Origin of the sequence: Streptomyces bungoensis, assembly GCF_001514215.1 — a bacterium.
GTDB lineage: Bacteria > Actinomycetota > Actinomycetes > Streptomycetales > Streptomycetaceae > Streptomyces > Streptomyces bungoensis.
Map to the genome: position 1 here is coordinate 390,006 of NZ_KQ948855.1, position 14,769 is coordinate 404,774.

The following is a 14,769-nucleotide window of genomic DNA, read 5'->3' on the forward strand; positions in this document are numbered from 1 at the left end:
GGCGAGGCCCCTACCGGACTCCCGTCAGACCTCTTCGACGCTGCTCGGCTCGCGCCGGGACAGGTCGATGCCGAGCTCCTCCGCAGCGCGGAAGACATCCTCGTCGGTGTCGCGCATCTCGATGGACATACCGTCGCTGGACAGCACCTCCACGTTCAGGCAGAGCGACTGCATCTCCTTGATGAGCACCTTGAAGGACTCGGGGATGCCGGGCTCCGGGATGTTCTCGCCCTTGACGATGGCCTCGTAGACCTTCACGCGGCCGGTGACGTCGTCGGACTTGATGGTCAGCAGCTCCTGGAGGGCATAGGCGGCGCCGTACGCCTCGAGTGCCCACACCTCCATCTCGCCGAACCGCTGGCCACCGAACTGGGCCTTACCACCCAGCGGCTGCTGGGTGATCATCGAGTACGGGCCGGTCGAACGGGCGTGCAGCTTGTCGTCGACCAGGTGGTGCAGCTTCAGGATGTACATGTAGCCGACCGAGATCGGGTCCGGGAACGGCTCACCGCTACGGCCGTCGAACAGCCGCGCCTTGCCGGTCGGGAGCACCATGCGCTCGCCGTCCCGGTTCGGGATGGTGTGCTGCAGCAGACCCGCCAGCTCGTCCTCGCGGGCACCGTCGAACACCGGGGTGGCGACGTTGGTGCCGGGGGCGACCTGGTCGGCGCCGATGGCCTGCAGGCGCTGCGCCCACTCGTCCGCCAGGCCGGAGACGTCCCAGCCGCGGCTGGCGAGCCAGCCGAGGTGGATCTCCAGGACCTGTCCCGGGTTCATTCGGGACGGGACACCCAGCGGGTTGAGGATGATGTCGACCGGGGTGCCGTCCTCCAGGAACGGCATGTCCTCGATCGGCAGGATCTTGGAGATGACGCCCTTGTTGCCGTGGCGGCCGGCGAGCTTGTCACCGTCGGTGATCTTGCGCTTCTGCGCCACGTAGACGCGCACCAGCTGGTTCACGCCGGGCGGCAGCTCGTCGCCCTCCTCACGGTCGAAGAGGCGGACGCCGATGACCTTGCCGATCTCACCGTGCGGCACCTTCAGCGAGGTGTCGCGCACCTCGCGCGCCTTCTCACCGAAGATCGCGCGGAGCAGGCGCTCCTCGGGGGTCAGCTCGGTCTCACCCTTGGGCGTGACCTTGCCGACGAGGATGTCACCGGCGACGACCTCGGCACCGATGCGGATGATGCCGCGCTCGTCGAGGTCGGCGAGGACCTCCTCGGAGACGTTCGGGATGTCCCGGGTGATCTCCTCGGGGCCGAGCTTGGTGTCACGGGCGTCGACCTCGTGCTCCTCGATGTGGATCGAGGAGAGGACGTCGTCCTGCACGAGGCGCTGCGACAGGATGATCGCGTCCTCGTAGTTGTGACCCTCCCACGGCATGAACGCCACGAGCAGGTTCTTGCCGAGGGCCATCTCGCCGTTCTGGGTGGCCGGGCCGTCGGCGAGGACCTGGCCCTCGACGACGCGGTCGCCCTCGTTGACGATGACCTTCTGGTTGACCGAGGTGCCCTGGTTGGAGCGGGCGAACTTGTGCAGGCGGTACGTGATGTACGTGCCGTCGTCGTTCGCGGTGGTGATGTAGTCCGCGGAGACCTCCTGGACCACACCCGCCTTCTCGGCCTTGACCACGTCGCCGGCGTCGACGGCGGAGCGGTACTCCATGCCGGTGCCGACGAGCGGGGACTCGGACTTGATGAGCGGAACGGCCTGCCGCATCATGTTCGCGCCCATGAGGGCACGGTTGGCGTCGTCGTGCTCGAGGAACGGGATCATGGCCGTCGCGACCGACACCATCTGGCGCGGCGAGACGTCCATGTAGTCCACGTCCTCGCCACCGACGTAGTCGACCTCGCCGCCACGGCGGCGGACGAGCACGCGGCTCTCCTCGAAGCGGAGGTCGCTGGTCAGCGGCGCGTTGGCCTGCGCGATGACGAAGCGGTCCTCCTCGTCGGCGGTGAGGTAGTCGACCTCGTCGGTGACCTGGCCGTCGATGACCTTGCGGTACGGGGTCTCGACGAAACCGAACGCGTTGACCCGGCCGTACGAGGCGAGCGAGCCGATCAGGCCGATGTTCGGGCCTTCGGGGGTCTCGATCGGGCACATGCGGCCGTAGTGCGACGGGTGCACGTCACGGACCTCGAAGCCGGCCCGCTCACGGGAGAGGCCACCCGGGCCGAGCGCCGACAGACGGCGCTTGTGGGTGAGACCCGACAGCGGGTTGTTCTGGTCCATGAACTGCGACAGCTGGCTGGTGCCGAAGAACTCCTTGATGGAGGCGACGACCGGCCGGATGTTGATCAGGGTCTGCGGCGTGATCGCCTCGACGTCCTGGGTGGTCATGCGCTCGCGCACGACGCGCTCCATACGGGCGAGACCCGTACGGACCTGGTTCTGGATCAGCTCGCCGACGCTGCGCAGACGACGGTTTCCGAAGTGGTCGATGTCGTCCGTCTCGACGACGATCGTGTCGCCGTTGGCGCCGGTGGTCTCGGTCTCGCCGGCGTGCAGCTGCACCAGGTACTTGATCGTCGAGATGATGTCCTCGACGGTCAGGATGCCCGCGTCCAGCGGAGCGTCGGCACCGAGCTTCTTGTTGACCTTGTAGCGGCCGACCTTGGCGAGGTCGTAGCGCTTGGGGTTGAAGTAGAGGTTCTCCAGCAGCGTCTGCGCGGCCTCACGCGTGGGGGGCTCGCCCGGGCGCAGCTTGCGGTAGATGTCGAGCAGCGCGTCGTCCTGGCCCTGGGTGTGGTCCTTCTCCAGGGTGGCGCGCATCGACTCGTAGTCGCCGAACTCCTCGAGGATCTGCTCGGTGGTCCAGCCGAGGGCCTTCAGCAGTACGGTGACCGACTGCTTGCGCTTGCGGTCGATGCGGACACCGACCATGTCGCGCTTGTCGATCTCCATCTCCAGCCAGGCACCCCGGGACGGGATGATCTTGGCGGAGAAGATGTCCTTGTCGGACGTCTTGTCGATGGAGGAGTCGAAGTAGACACCGGGGGAACGGACCAGCTGCGACACCACGACACGCTCGGTGCCGTTGATGACGAAAGTGCCCTTGTTCGTCATGAGCGGGAAGTCGCCCATGAAGACCGTCTGGGACTTGATCTCACCGGTCTCGTTGTTGGTGAACTCGGCGGTGACGAAGAGCGGGGCGGCGTACGTGAAGTCGCGCTCCTTGCACTCGTCGATCGAGTTCTTCGGCGGCTCGAAGCGGTGGTCCCGGAACGTCAGCGACATCGACCCGGAGAAGTCCTCGATCGGGGAGATCTCCTCGAAGATCTCCTCCAGACCGGACTTGGTGGGGACGTCCTGACCGTTCTCAAGAGCCTCCTCGACCCGACTCTGCCAGGCGGTGTTGCCGAGCAGCCAGTCGAAGCTCTCGGTCTGCAGCGCGAGCAGGTTCGGAACCTCGAGAGGCTCCTTGATCTTTGCAAAGGAGATGCGCAGCGGGGCGGTGCTGGCGCCGTTGTTCATATTCGCGGTCGAGGCATTGCGCGAGGCGGCCAAGAGGGGGTCCTTCCGAGGGCTCGGACTCACTACGCGCGTACCGGCCCCTCCCCCGCACACAGAGACGGAAACCCCAGGTCAGAGGAGCTCGGTCATCGGTGCTCGAGTGAGGGCAGACCCCTGGTGACGGGCAGGGGACAGCTAACAGGCAGCGCAAAGGGTCAGTGTAGCCACTTGGCACACTGATGTCCAGTGCGGGTAAATCGAGACCCTCGCTGTGCTCACCGCTCTTGTCAACGCCCTCGGCATGCTGCCCTTCAACGCACGTTGATACTGCCCTCTTCGCCGTCGATCCATGCCTCGGATTCGGATCCTTGTGACGACGCGTCCTGAGAATTGCGCGCTGCGTGCGGTTCGTCAAGGCCCCGCAGCCCAAACGAGGCCGTCCGGAGACACGACGAAGATCACCATACCCCTCGCCGTCGCGAGTGCAAGGCAACCGCGGTCCCGCCCCGGATACGCCGAAGAGCGACCACCCGGATGGATGATCGCTCTTCGCGGCGTTCGCGTTACAACCCCAGGGGGATGTTCTCGCCACGCGTCCGGGCCTCGGCGGCCCGGAGGGTGTTACTTGACCTCGACGGAGGCGCCGGCGCCCTTGAGGGACTCGGCGGCCTTCTCGGCGGCGTCCTTGGCGACCTTCTCGAGGACCGGCTTCGGGGCGCCGTCCACGAGGTCCTTGGCCTCCTTCAGACCCAGGGAGGTCAGCTCACGCACGACCTTGATGACCTGGATCTTCTTGTCGCCGGCACCGGTGAGGATGACGTCGAACTCGTCCTTCTCCTCCTCGGCCTCGGCAGCGGCGCCACCGGCGACACCGCCGGCCATGACGACCGGGGCGGCGGCGGCAGCGGTGACGTCGAACTTGTCCTCGAAGGCCTTCACGAACTCGGAGAGCTCGATGAGGGTCATCTCCTCGAACTGGGCAAGCAGCTCGTCCTGGGTGAGCTTCGCCATGATGGCGGTCCTTCCACTCAATCGGCAGGTGCCGGATGTACTGGGTGAGGCGGGCGTACGTCGGCCCGCTGCGATCCGTGCCGCCTCATGCGGCGCGGATCAGAAAGCGAGCCGAGTTACTCGGCACCGCCCTGCTCGGCCTGCTTGGCGCGCAGCGCGTCCACGGTGCGGACGAGCTTCGACGGCAGCGCCTGGAAGACGGAGGCAGCCTGGGACTGCTTCGCCTTGAAGGCACCGGCCAGCTTGCTGAGCAGAACCTCGCGGGACTCGAGGTCCGCAAGCTTCTTGATCTCATCGGCGGACAGCGCCTTGCCGTCAAGGACACCGCCCTTGATGATGAGGTTCGGGTTGTCCTTGGCGAAGTCACGGAGACCCTTCGCCGACTCCACCGGGTCACCGGTGACGAAGGCGACCGCCGTCGGACCAGCGAAGAGCTGGTCGTCCAGCGTGATCCCGGCCTCGTTGGCCGCAATCTTGGTCAGCGTGTTCTTCACCACGGCGTACTGGGCGTTCTCACCGAGCGACCGGCGCAGCGTCTTGAGCTGCGCCACGGTGAGACCGCGGTACTCGGTCAGCACGGCGGCGTTGGAGCTGCGGAACTTGTCCGTCAGCTCGGCAACCGCGGCAGCCTTGTCGGGCCTCGCCATAGAGCCTCGGCCTCCTTCCGGGTGATTCTGACCGCGCGGACCCGAAGGAGGACTGGGTAAAACGAAACGCCCCGGCGCAGGCGCACGGGGCGGACTCGACCGGCTGCACACGCGTCGAGGCGCGCGCTCCGGGAGTTCTTCCACAGTCACCTGCGCGGGTCGCCCACTTTTCAGCGGATCCTTCGGCCACCGCACCCTTGGAAGAGCGCGGCAACGACCAGCGGTCTTTGGCTTCTGGTTGAGAGTACGGGACCGGGGCGCCGTCGAGCAAATCGGGCCTCGCGGCCCGTCCCCGGTCCCGTCGGGACGGGTCCTCCGGGCTCAGGAACTGATGCCGGAGCCGCTCGACGAGCCGGCGCCGGAGGACTTCATCAGGTCCTTGAAGTCCTTGGTGTCGCTCGCCGGGGGCGCCACGGCGGTGACCTGCACGCCGTAGTCGCTGTAGTAGGCCGTGCTGGTCATGGCGCCGGTCGCCATCTGCGCCTTCTCGACCTTCTTGACCAGCAGGCTCTGGTCGTTGATCCAGATGTCGACGGTCTCGGTGGTGACGCCGGCCTGGCTGAGCTGCTTCTTCAGGTCGGCCAGCTGGCCCGCGCTGAGGTTGCCGTTCTTGCCGGCGAGGTCCGCGACGTCGACCGTGCCGGAGTAGTGGGTGGTGTGGACGCCGGAGACCGTCTCCTCGCCCGCCTTCTTCACGTCCCCGGACGCCAGCAGCAGCTTCACCGACTGGTTCGGCGTGGTGTTCTGCATCTGGTCCTTCATGTACGCCCCGGATCCGCCGCCGAGCTTGGCGAGGTCGTCGTAGGCGTAGCGGATCCAGTGCTTGCCGCCCGACTGCTGGGCGAACTGCTCGCTCATCTTCGCGTAGTACGCGTCCGGCAGGTACCGGGCCTGCATCGACGCCGTGCCGGCCTTGCGCATCGCCTCGGCCAGCTTGCCGCCGGTGTAGGTGATGGTGAGGTTGCCCTTGAGGCCGTCACCCCAGGTGAGGGCGCCGTTCGCCGTCATGGACATGGTGTCGCCGAGGGTCGTGCTGGAGCGGACCTTGGCGGACTCGGCCTTGTCGGTGGACTTCTCGGCCGAGCGCAGGGCGGCGAGGGGGGTCAGGTGCGTGACGCTCTTGCCGACCGCCTTGTCCGCCTTCTGAGAGCCGCAGGCTGCCACCCCGGTCAGCGCGGCCACCAGCGCGACGGAAAGGGCCACCTGGCGTGCGGTCGTGCTCTTCATTCGTCATACCCCCATGCGAAGTCCTGTGCCTGCACCGTAGCCCAGGCCACTGACAGTCGTGCGAAATCCCGTACGGAGGAAGGCAGTACGGCGGAAAAAGGTCGCACAGGGAAAAGGACGGGCCCCGCACCGTGAAGGTTGCGGGGCCCGTCCTCTGCTTTGCGCGCAGGACGCGGCTACCGGGGTGAGCGCGGGGCTCAGACGGCGGCCGGGTCCTCCTCGACGAGGAGGTTGCGGGTGCGGTTCGGGTCGACCGGGATGCCGGGGCCCATGGTGGTGCTGATGGCGGCCTTCTTGATGTAGCGGCCCTTCGCGGCGGACGGCTTGAGGCGGGTGATCTCCTCGAGCGCCGCGGCGTAGTTCTCCACCAGCTGGGCGTCCTCGAAGGACGTCTTGCCGATGATGAAGTGCAGGTTCGAGTGCTTGTCGACGCGGAACTCGATCTTGCCGCCCTTGATCTCGGTGACGGCCTTGGCGACGTCGGGGGTGACGGTGCCGGTCTTCGGGTTCGGCATCAGACCACGCGGGCCGAGGACGCGGCCGAGGCGGCCGACCTTGCCCATGAGGTCCGGGGTGGCGACGACGGCGTCGAAGTCGAGACGGCCCTTGGAGACCTCGTCGATCAGCTCGTCGGCACCGACGATGTCGGCGCCCGCGGCACGCGCGGCCTCGGCACGGTCACCGGTCGCGAAGACCAGGACCCGGGCGGTCTTACCGGTGCCGTGCGGAAGGTTCACGGTGCCACGGACCATCTGGTCGGCCTTGCGCGGGTCGACACCCAGGCGGAAGGCGACCTCGACGGTGCCGTCGAACTTGGTCGTGGAGGTCTCCTTGGCGAGACGGACGGCCTCGAGCGGGGCGTACTGCTTCTCCCGGTCGATCTTGGCGTCCGCAGCGCGGAGAGCCTTGCTGCGCTTGCTCACAACTGCTCCTGTGTGGTCTGAAAGGAGTCGTGGTACGGGCCGAGCAGGCCCTGCCACGTGCGGCTTTTCACGGCCGCATGACTACGGGGTGGGAGGATCAGCCCTCGACCGTGATGCCCATGGAACGGGCGGTGCCGGCGATGATCTTCGACGCGGCGTCCAGGTCGTTGGCGTTGAGGTCGGGCATCTTCGTCTGGGCGATCTCGCGGACCTGCGCCTCGGTGATCTTGGCGACCTTGGTCTTGTGCGGCTCGCCGGAGCCCTTCTCCACGCCCGCGGCCTTGAGGATCATCTTCGCGGCCGGCGGCGTCTTGGTGATGAAGGTGAAGGAGCGGTCCTCGTAGACCGTGATCTCCACCGGGATCACCCAGCCACGCTGCGACTCGGTCGCGGCGTTGTAGGCCTTGCAGAACTCCATGATGTTGACGCCGTGCTGACCCAGCGCCGGGCCGACCGGCGGGGCCGGGTTCGCCGCACCGGCGTTGATCTGGAGCTTGATGAGCCCCGTGACCTTCTTCTTCTTGGGAGGCATAGCTCTCCGGGTCCTTTCGGTTCGGGTCCTGCCCGCATCCGGGGACCACCCGGACGCAGGCATACCGCACAACGATAACGGGTATAGATGCGCGGCCAAAAACCGTGCAGGTCAGACGGACGCTCGCGCGCCTGCCTGACCTGCACGGAAGCGGTGGTCCGGAAGAATCAGTTCTTCTGGATCTGGTCGAAGGACAGCTCGACCGGCGTCTCCCGGCCGAAGATCTCCACCAGGCCCTTGACCTTCTTCGAGTCGGGGTTGATCTCGTTGATGGTCGCCTGGAGCGTGGCGAACGGGCCGTCGGTGACGGTGACCGAGTCGCCGACCTCGAAGTCCAGCACCTGGACCTCGACCTTGCGCTGCGGGGCGGGCTTGCCCTCGGCCTCGGCGGCCTCGCGGGCGGCCTTCTCCTCGGCCTCCGGGGCGAGCATCTTGACGATCTCGTCCAGGGTCAGCGGGTACGGGTCGTAGGCGTTGCCCACGAAGCCGGTGACGCCGGGGGTGTTGCGGACGACGCCCCAGGACTCGTTCGTCAGGTCCATGCGGACCAGGACGTAACCCGGCAGCTTGTTCTGCTTGATCGTCTTGCGGTCGCCGTTCTTGATCTGGACGACCTCTTCCTGCGGCACCTCGGCCTGGAAGATGTAGTCCTCGACGTTCAGCGAGACGGCGCGCTGCTCCAGGTTGGTCTTCACGCGGTTCTCGTAGCCGGCGTAGGTGTGGATGACGTACCACTCACCGGGCAGCGCGCGCAGCTCGTCACGCAGGGCCTGGACCGGGTCGACGGGCTCGGCGGGCTCCTCCTCGGCGGCTTCCTCCGCCTCGGCGGCCTCGTCCTCGGGGCCCTCGGTGTCCTCGTCCTCGACGTGCAGGGCGGCCTCCTCGGCCGGCTCCCCCGCCTCGGCCTCGGCAGCCTCGAACTCGTCCTGCTCGTCCGCGCCCTCGACGATGTCGAGCTCGTCGTCCACCGTCTCGGCGGCATTCTCGCGAGGCTCGGTGGCGTCGTTCAGGTTCGGGTCAGACACGATGGCTGCTTCTTCCTGGATACATAGGGGTGGAACATGCGAAAAGGGGCGCCGGTACCACGGCGCCCTTCGCTCTTGGCTCAGCCGAAGACGTACTTGGCCGCGTGGTTGAGCCCATAGTCAATCACGGTCACCACAGCGATCATGATGGCCACGAAGAAGATCACCACGGTGGTGTACGACGTCAGCTGGTTGCGGGTCGGCCAGACGACCTTGCGGAGCTCCGCGATGATCTGGCGGTAGAAGATGGCGAGGCGCTTCAGCGGGCCCTTCTTGGCGCGCTTGCCGCCCTTGCGGGCCTTCTTCGGCTCGGACACCTCGTCCTGGGCGTCAGGCGTGTCGATGGAGCCCACGGCGTCCGTCATTCGTCCTCACCTGGTCCCGGGTCGTGGCCGTGCCGCGCCCGGTTTCTGAGCCGCACGGCGGTGCATTGCTGTACGTACATGCGCACACATCCTGGCGGTGTGTGTAGCAGGGCCGGAGGGACTTGAACCCCCAACCGCTGGTTTTGGAGACCAGTGCTCTACCAATTGAGCTACGACCCTTTGTGTGTCCCCAACGTACCGCATCCGGCCGGGTGCTCGGTGTGCACCGGCCGTGCGCGGCCGCTGAAGGCCAACGAGGTGAGAGTGTACGTGGTCCGGGGCCCGGCGTCGAACAGAAAGTGCCCGCACGGGACGACGGGACCGAAGATCGTCCTGGCGGGAGGCGCTATTCGGACACACGTCCACGCCCCGCCCCCGGCTGCCCGCTCAGCCGCCTCCCGCCCCCCGGACCAGCCTCTTCGCACGCCCTGCCACGCCCCCCTGTCACCGCCGGCCGCGCGGCCGAGACGGCGTCCGCCCCTGCTCAGCGCGGGACCGGGCGTCCGGCCGGCAGCGGCTCCGCCCGTGGATCGTCCCGACCGGGACGAATTCGGACACCCGTCCACCCCCGCCCCCCGACCACGGCCATGACCGGCCCCTCCGCCCGCCCCGGCCGCCCTGCCCCGCCGCGCTCCCATGCCACCGCCGGTCGCGCCGCCGAGACGGCGCCCGTCCCTGCTCAGCGGGGGAGCGGGCGTCCGGCCGTTGCCGGCACCGCCCCTGTCCCCGGGCCGGCCGGGTCGTGGCGCCGAGGGCGTGCGGACGGGCGGGACCGGCATGTGAAACCGGCGTGCCGTTCCGGTTTCCGGTCTGAAACGATGGGCGCATGAGCGCTGCAACCCCTCCCACCGAGCGCCGGGTCTCCGCCCGAGTCGGCGCGATCTCCGAGTCCGCCACCCTCGCCGTGGACGCCAAGGCCAAGGCCCTCAAGGCCGCCGGGCGTCCGGTGATCGGCTTCGGCGCCGGTGAGCCCGACTTCCCAACCCCGGACTACATCGTCGAGGCGGCCGTCGAGGCCTGCAGGAACCCCAAGTACCACCGCTACACGCCGGCCGGCGGCCTGCCCGAGCTGAAGGCCGCGATCGCCGCCAAGACGCTGCGCGACTCCGGCTGGGAGCCGGACGTCTCGCAGATCCTGGTCACCAACGGCGGCAAGCAGGCCATCTACGAGGCGTTCGCCGCGATCCTCGACCCCGGCGACGAGGTCATCGTCCCTGCGCCGTACTGGACGACGTACCCGGAGTCGATCCGGCTGGCCGGCGGCGTCCCGGTGGAGGTCGTCGCCGACGAGACGACCGGCTACCGGGTGTCCGTGGAGCAGCTGGAGGCGGCGCGCACGGAGAAGACCAAGGTCGTCCTCTTCGTCTCCCCGTCCAACCCGACCGGCGCGGTGTACTCCGAGGCCGAGACCGAGGCCATCGGCCGCTGGGCCGTGGAGCACGGCCTGTGGGTGCTCACCGACGAGATCTACGAGCACCTGGTCTACGGCGACGCCTCCGCCGTCTCCCTGCCGGCGCTGCTGCCCGAACTGCGCGACAAGTGCGTCGTGGTCAACGGCGTCGCGAAGACGTACGCGATGACCGGCTGGCGCGTGGGCTGGGTCATCGGCCCGAAGGACGTCGTCAAGGCCGCCACGAACCTGCAGTCGCACGCCACGTCGAACGTCTCCAACGTGGCCCAGGTGGCCGCGCTCGCCGCCGTCTCCGGTGGTCTCGAAGCCGTGGCGAAGATGCGCGAGGCGTTCGACCGGCGCCGCAGGACCATCGTGCGGATGCTCAACGAGATCGACGGCGTGGTCTGCCCGGAGCCGGAGGGCGCCTTCTACGCCTACCCGTCGGTGAAGGCCCTGCTCGGCAAGGAGATCCGCGGCAGGCGCCCGCAGGACACGGTCGAGCTGGCCGCGCTGATCCTGGAGGAGGTCGAGGTCGCGGTCGTCCCGGGCGAGGCCTTCGGCACTCCCGGCTACCTGCGGCTGTCGTACGCCCTCGGTGACGAGGACCTCGTCGAGGGCGTGAGCCGGATCCAGAAGCTTCTGGCGGAGGCCCGGGACTGAGCCTCCGGTTCCCCTCTCCCGCGCTCCACGCGCGCGTGCGGGCCGTCTCCCTTCTCAAGGGAGGCGGCCCGTTCGCGTGTGCGAGCAAGACCACGTTCGGGGAAAGAGCTTCCGGGACGCGGGGCCGTTGCGGCAGGATCCTGGGATGGAGCCTGTACGTGATCTCTCCGAGCTGCCGAAAGCACATCTGCACCTGCACTTCACCGGCTCGATGCGGCCGGCGACCGTCCTGGAACTGGCCGACAAGTACGGCGTGCGCCTGCCCGAGGCGCTGACGGACGCGCTGACCAGTGGGGAACCGCCCAAGCTGCGGGCCACGGACGAGCGGGGCTGGTTCCGCTTCCAGCGGCTCTACGACGCGGCGCGCTCCTGCCTCAGAGAGGCGGAGGACATCCAGCGGCTGGTCCGGGAGGCCGCCGAGGAGGACCTGCGGGACGGTTCGGGCTGGCTGGAGATCCAGGTCGACCCGACGTCGTACGCGCCGCGTCTGGGCGGTCTGATCCCGGCTCTGGAGATCATCCTGGACGCGGTCGAGACGACCTCCCGGGACACCGGCCTCGGCATGCGCGTGCTGGTGGCCGCGAACCGGATGAAGCACCCCCTGGACGCGCGCACGCTGGCCCGGCTCGCGGTGCGCTACGCCGACCGGGGCGTGGTCGGTTTCGGGCTGTCAAACGACGAACGCCGGGGCATGGCGCGGGACTTCGACCGCGCCTTCCACATCGCCCGCGAGGGCGGCCTGCTGTCGGCCCCGCACGGCGGCGAGCTGACCGGCCCGACGTCGGTGCGGGACTGCCTGGACGACCTGCACGCCTCCCGGATCGGGCACGGCGTGCGCGCGGCGGAGGACCCGCGGCTGCTGAAGCGGCTGGCCGACCGGGGGGTGACCTGCGAGGTGTGCCCGGCGTCCAACGTCGCGCTCGGCGTGTACGAGAAGCCCGAGGACGTCCCGCTGCGCACCCTCTTCGAGGCGGGCGTGCCGATGGCGCTCGGGGCGGACGACCCGCTGCTGTTCGGTTCCCGGCTGGCCGCGCAGTACGAGATCGCCCGCCAGGAGCACGACTTCACGGACGCGGAACTGGCCGAGCTGGCCCGGCAGTCGGTGCGGGCGTCGGCGGCGCCGGCGGAGGTCACGGCGCGGCTGCTGGCCGGCATCGACGCGTGGCTGGCCCGCCCGGCCGCCTGACGCGCCCGGCCGTCCGGCGCGCCCGCTACAGGCTGACGCCGACCGTCACCGGTTCGTTGACCAGGGTGACGCCGAAGGCCTCGCGGACCCCGGCGACGACCTCGCGGGCCAGGGCGAGCAGGTCCTCGGTGGTGGCCTCGCCACGGTTGGTGAGGGCGAGGGTGTGCTTGGTGGAGATGCGGGCGGGTCCGGTGCCGTAGCCCTTGGCGAAGCCCGCCTTGTCGATGAGCCAGGCGGCCGAGGTCTTCGTGCGGCCCTCCCCCGCCGGGTAGGCGGGCGGTTCGGCGGCCTCGCCGAGGCGTTCCCGCACGCGGGCGCGGAAGGCGGCGAACTGCTCGTCGGTGAGGATCGGGTTGGTGAAGAAGGATCCGGCGGACCAGGTGTCGTGGTCCTCGGGGTCCAGGACCATGCCCTTCCCGGCACGCAGCTTCAGCACGGTCTCGCGGGCGACGGCGAGCGGCACCCTGTCGCCCGGCTCGACGCCGAGCGCGCGGGCGGCCTCGGCGTACTTGACGGGCGCCGACAGGCCGCCCGCGTCCTCCAGCCCGAAGCGGACGCGCAGGACGACGTAGCGCTCGGGGTCGGCCTTGAAGCGGCTGTGCCGGTAGGAGAAGGCGCACTCCTCGTTCGTCAGCGTGACGGTCTCGCCGGCCCGGCGGTCGTAGGCGGTCACCTCGGTGATCGTGGCCGAGACCTCCTGGCCGTAGGCGCCGACGTTCTGGATCGGGGTGGCGCCCGCGGAGCCGGGGATGCCGGCCAGGCACTCGATCCCGGCGAGGCCGGCCTCGACGGTGCGGGCGACGGCGTCCGTCCACACCTCGCCGGCCGCCAGCTCCAGCGTGGTGCCGCGCAGTTCGGCGCCGCGGGTGGCGATGCGCAGGGCGGTGCCGTCGAAGCCCTTGTCGCCGATGACCAGGTTCGAGCCGCCGCCGACGACCAGCAGCGGCGTGCCGCCGGCGTCCGCCTCGCGGACGGTGTCGATCACCTCGGCGTCGGTCGTGGCGGTGACCAGCCGGGTCGCGGGTCCGCCCAGCCGGAAGGTGGTCAGCGGGGCGAGGGGGGCGTCGTGGAGTACCTGCACGGGCCCAAGACTACGAGACCGAGCGGAGAGGGCAGGATTCGAACCTGCGTGGGCCGCATGGGCCCGACCTCGAGGCGTGCTCGCCGGTCCCCGATCAACCACTCCGGGCACCTCTCCCTGTTCCCGGCTCCGGTTTCCCGTGCCGTTCACATGCATCACTGTGGCAGCACCCGCTGACAGCGCGCTGACGGCCGGCCGGCGGCTCGCGGCACGGACGAGGGGCGCCCCCGCGACGGTGGCGCCCCTGTGCTGATCCGTTGCCCGGCCGCGCTCTCAGGCCAGTCGTACGACCGCGCGGGACATGCCGAGCACCTTCTGGCCGCCGCTCGTCGCCGTCAGGTCCACGCGCACCGTGTTGTCGTCGAGCTTGGCCGCGACCTTGCCGCTGACCTGGATCTCGGCGCCCTGGTCGTCGTTGGGCACGACGACCGGCTTGGTGAAGCGGACGCCGTACTCGACGACGGCGCCCGGGTCGCCGGTCCAGTCGGTGACCACGCGGATCGCCTCGGCCATCGTGAACATGCCGTGCGCGATGACGTCCGGCAGGCCCACCTCCTTGGCGAACCTCTCGTTCCAGTGGATCGGGTTGAAGTCCCCGGAGGCGCCCGCGTACCGCACCAGCGTGGCGCGGGTCACGGGGAAGGTGCGGGCCGGGAGCTCGGTGCCGACCTCGACCTCGTCGTATGTGATCTTCGCGGTCATCGGTCGCTCACGCCTCCCCGGCCGCACGGGCCACGAGCTTGGTCCAGGCGGTGACCACGTGTTCGCCCGCCTCGTCGTGCACCTCACCGCGGATGTCCAGGATGTCGTTGCCCGCGAGGGACTTGATGCCCTCGATGGTGGAGGTGACGGTGAGCCGGTCGCCGGCGCGCACCGGGCGGGTGTAGGCGAACTTCTGGTCGCCGTGCACCACGCGGCTGTAGTCGAGGCCGAGCTGCGGGTCCTCGACGACCTGGCCGGCGGCCCGGAAGGTGATGGAGAACACGAAGGTCGGCGGGGCGATCACGTCGGAGTGACCGAACTCCTTCGCGGCCTCCGGGTCCGTGTACACCGGGTTGGCGTCGCCGATCGCCTCGGCGAACTCGCGGATCTTCTCCCGGCCCACCTCGTAGGGCGCGGTGGGCGGATAGCTCCGCCCCACGAAGGACTGGTCGAGCGCCATGCCCGGCACCTCCTGGTCTCAGCGGCGTGTCTGGTCAGCAGCGTGTGCGGCGGCTGGTGAAACGACGTGAGGCCGCCCCCCGGTTGGCGGGGGCGGCCTCA

The 14,769-nt window shown here is 69.2% G+C and carries 13 protein-coding genes, 1 tRNA gene and 1 pseudogene; 2 read left to right on the forward strand and 13 right to left on the reverse strand.

The annotated features are described in order from the left end of the window. Nucleotides 1–24 precede the first annotated feature (24 nt). The 9 genes from rpoB to AQJ66_RS14295 all read right to left on the reverse strand — a co-directional run bounded on the left by rpoB (nucleotide 25) and on the right by AQJ66_RS14295 (nucleotide 9,366). Entirely contained in the window at nucleotides 25–3,510 is a 3,486-nt protein-coding gene (gene rpoB / locus AQJ66_RS14255; RefSeq protein ID WP_061920795.1) for a DNA-directed RNA polymerase subunit beta, read from the reverse strand. A gap of 567 nt (nucleotides 3,511–4,077) precedes the next feature. Further along, nucleotides 4,078–4,467, reverse strand: a complete 390-nt coding sequence (gene rplL / locus AQJ66_RS14260; RefSeq protein ID WP_061920797.1) for a 50S ribosomal protein L7/L12 — start codon at nucleotides 4,465–4,467, stop codon at nucleotides 4,078–4,080. A gap of 116 nt (nucleotides 4,468–4,583) precedes the next feature. After that, nucleotides 4,584–5,114 carry a 50S ribosomal protein L10 gene (gene rplJ / locus AQJ66_RS14265; protein ID WP_053762845.1) on the reverse strand — a complete coding sequence of 177 codons (531 nt, stop codon included), beginning with the start codon at nucleotides 5,112–5,114 and terminating at the stop codon, nucleotides 4,584–4,586. 321 nt (nucleotides 5,115–5,435) lie between these two features. Then, the gene (locus AQJ66_RS14270; protein WP_061920800.1) at nucleotides 5,436–6,341 is read right to left on the reverse strand and encodes an SCO4651 family lipoprotein; all 906 of its coding nucleotides are present in this window, start codon (nucleotides 6,339–6,341) and stop codon (nucleotides 5,436–5,438) included. A gap of 197 nt (nucleotides 6,342–6,538) precedes the next feature. Beyond that, nucleotides 6,539–7,264, reverse strand: coding sequence for a 50S ribosomal protein L1 (gene rplA, locus AQJ66_RS14275; protein WP_061920801.1), 726 nt, complete (start codon nucleotides 7,262–7,264; stop codon nucleotides 6,539–6,541). A gap of 97 nt (nucleotides 7,265–7,361) precedes the next feature. Then, nucleotides 7,362–7,796 carry a 50S ribosomal protein L11 gene (gene rplK / locus AQJ66_RS14280; protein WP_061920803.1) on the reverse strand — a complete coding sequence of 145 codons (435 nt, stop codon included), beginning with the start codon at nucleotides 7,794–7,796 and terminating at the stop codon, nucleotides 7,362–7,364. Nucleotides 7,797–7,963: 167 nt separating this feature from the next. After that, a complete protein-coding gene (gene nusG, locus AQJ66_RS14285; RefSeq protein ID WP_061920805.1) occupies nucleotides 7,964–8,821 on the reverse strand; it encodes a transcription termination/antitermination protein NusG in 858 nt (285 codons plus the stop codon). An 80-nt stretch (nucleotides 8,822–8,901) separates the two neighbouring features. Then, nucleotides 8,902–9,186 carry a preprotein translocase subunit SecE gene (secE, locus tag AQJ66_RS14290; RefSeq protein WP_061920807.1) on the reverse strand — a complete coding sequence of 95 codons (285 nt, stop codon included), beginning with the start codon at nucleotides 9,184–9,186 and terminating at the stop codon, nucleotides 8,902–8,904. A 107-nt stretch (nucleotides 9,187–9,293) separates the two neighbouring features. Beyond that, nucleotides 9,294–9,366: transfer RNA gene (locus AQJ66_RS14295), tRNA-Trp, on the reverse strand. 646 nt (nucleotides 9,367–10,012) lie between these two features. On the opposite strand from AQJ66_RS14295, the gene AQJ66_RS14300 reads away from it, so the two are divergent. Then, entirely contained in the window at nucleotides 10,013–11,239 is a 1,227-nt protein-coding gene (locus AQJ66_RS14300; RefSeq protein ID WP_061920809.1) for a pyridoxal phosphate-dependent aminotransferase, read from the forward strand. Between the two features lie 145 nt (nucleotides 11,240–11,384). Beyond that, nucleotides 11,385–12,425: an adenosine deaminase gene (locus AQJ66_RS14305; protein ID WP_061920811.1), complete on the forward strand. Its 1,041-nt coding sequence runs from the start codon at nucleotides 11,385–11,387 to the stop codon at nucleotides 12,423–12,425. Nucleotides 12,426–12,450: 25 nt separating this feature from the next. Here the strand turns inward: AQJ66_RS14305 and AQJ66_RS14310 are convergent, their stop codons facing one another. From AQJ66_RS14310 to AQJ66_RS14320, 4 genes and pseudogenes are all read right to left on the reverse strand, one after another. After that, nucleotides 12,451–13,506 carry a UDP-N-acetylmuramate dehydrogenase gene (locus AQJ66_RS14310; protein WP_061920812.1) on the reverse strand — a complete coding sequence of 352 codons (1,056 nt, stop codon included), beginning with the start codon at nucleotides 13,504–13,506 and terminating at the stop codon, nucleotides 12,451–12,453. A gap of 23 nt (nucleotides 13,507–13,529) precedes the next feature. Continuing rightward, a pseudogene (locus AQJ66_RS38860) lies at nucleotides 13,530–13,623 on the reverse strand. Between the two features lie 156 nt (nucleotides 13,624–13,779). Continuing rightward, nucleotides 13,780–14,208 (reverse strand): MaoC family dehydratase, encoded by a 429-nt coding sequence (locus AQJ66_RS14315; protein ID WP_061920814.1) that lies wholly within the window; start codon nucleotides 14,206–14,208, stop codon nucleotides 13,780–13,782. A 7-nt stretch (nucleotides 14,209–14,215) separates the two neighbouring features. Continuing rightward, nucleotides 14,216–14,668 (reverse strand): MaoC family dehydratase N-terminal domain-containing protein, encoded by a 453-nt coding sequence (locus tag AQJ66_RS14320; RefSeq protein WP_061920816.1) that lies wholly within the window; start codon nucleotides 14,666–14,668, stop codon nucleotides 14,216–14,218. Between the last annotated feature and the right edge of the window lie 101 nt (nucleotides 14,669–14,769).

Coding starts and splice junctions, on each gene's coding strand:
- rplL (WP_061920797.1), bottom strand. CDS start 4,467: ATGGCGAAGCTCACCCAGGACGAGCTGCTTGCCCAGTTCGAGGAGATG.
- rplJ (WP_053762845.1), bottom strand. CDS start 5,114: ATGGCGAGGCCCGACAAGGCTGCCGCGGTTGCCGAGCTGACGGACAAG.
- AQJ66_RS14270 (WP_061920800.1), bottom strand. CDS start 6,341: ATGAAGAGCACGACCGCACGCCAGGTGGCCCTTTCCGTCGCGCTGGTG.
- rplK (WP_061920803.1), bottom strand. CDS start 7,796: ATGCCTCCCAAGAAGAAGAAGGTCACGGGGCTCATCAAGCTCCAGATC.
- secE (WP_061920807.1), bottom strand. CDS start 9,186: ATGACGGACGCCGTGGGCTCCATCGACACGCCTGACGCCCAGGACGAG.
- AQJ66_RS14300 (WP_061920809.1), top strand. CDS start 10,013: ATGAGCGCTGCAACCCCTCCCACCGAGCGCCGGGTCTCCGCCCGAGTC.
- AQJ66_RS14305 (WP_061920811.1), top strand. CDS start 11,385: ATGGAGCCTGTACGTGATCTCTCCGAGCTGCCGAAAGCACATCTGCAC.
- AQJ66_RS14315 (WP_061920814.1), bottom strand. CDS start 14,208: ATGACCGCGAAGATCACATACGACGAGGTCGAGGTCGGCACCGAGCTC.
- AQJ66_RS14320 (WP_061920816.1), bottom strand. CDS start 14,668: ATGGCGCTCGACCAGTCCTTCGTGGGGCGGAGCTATCCGCCCACCGCG.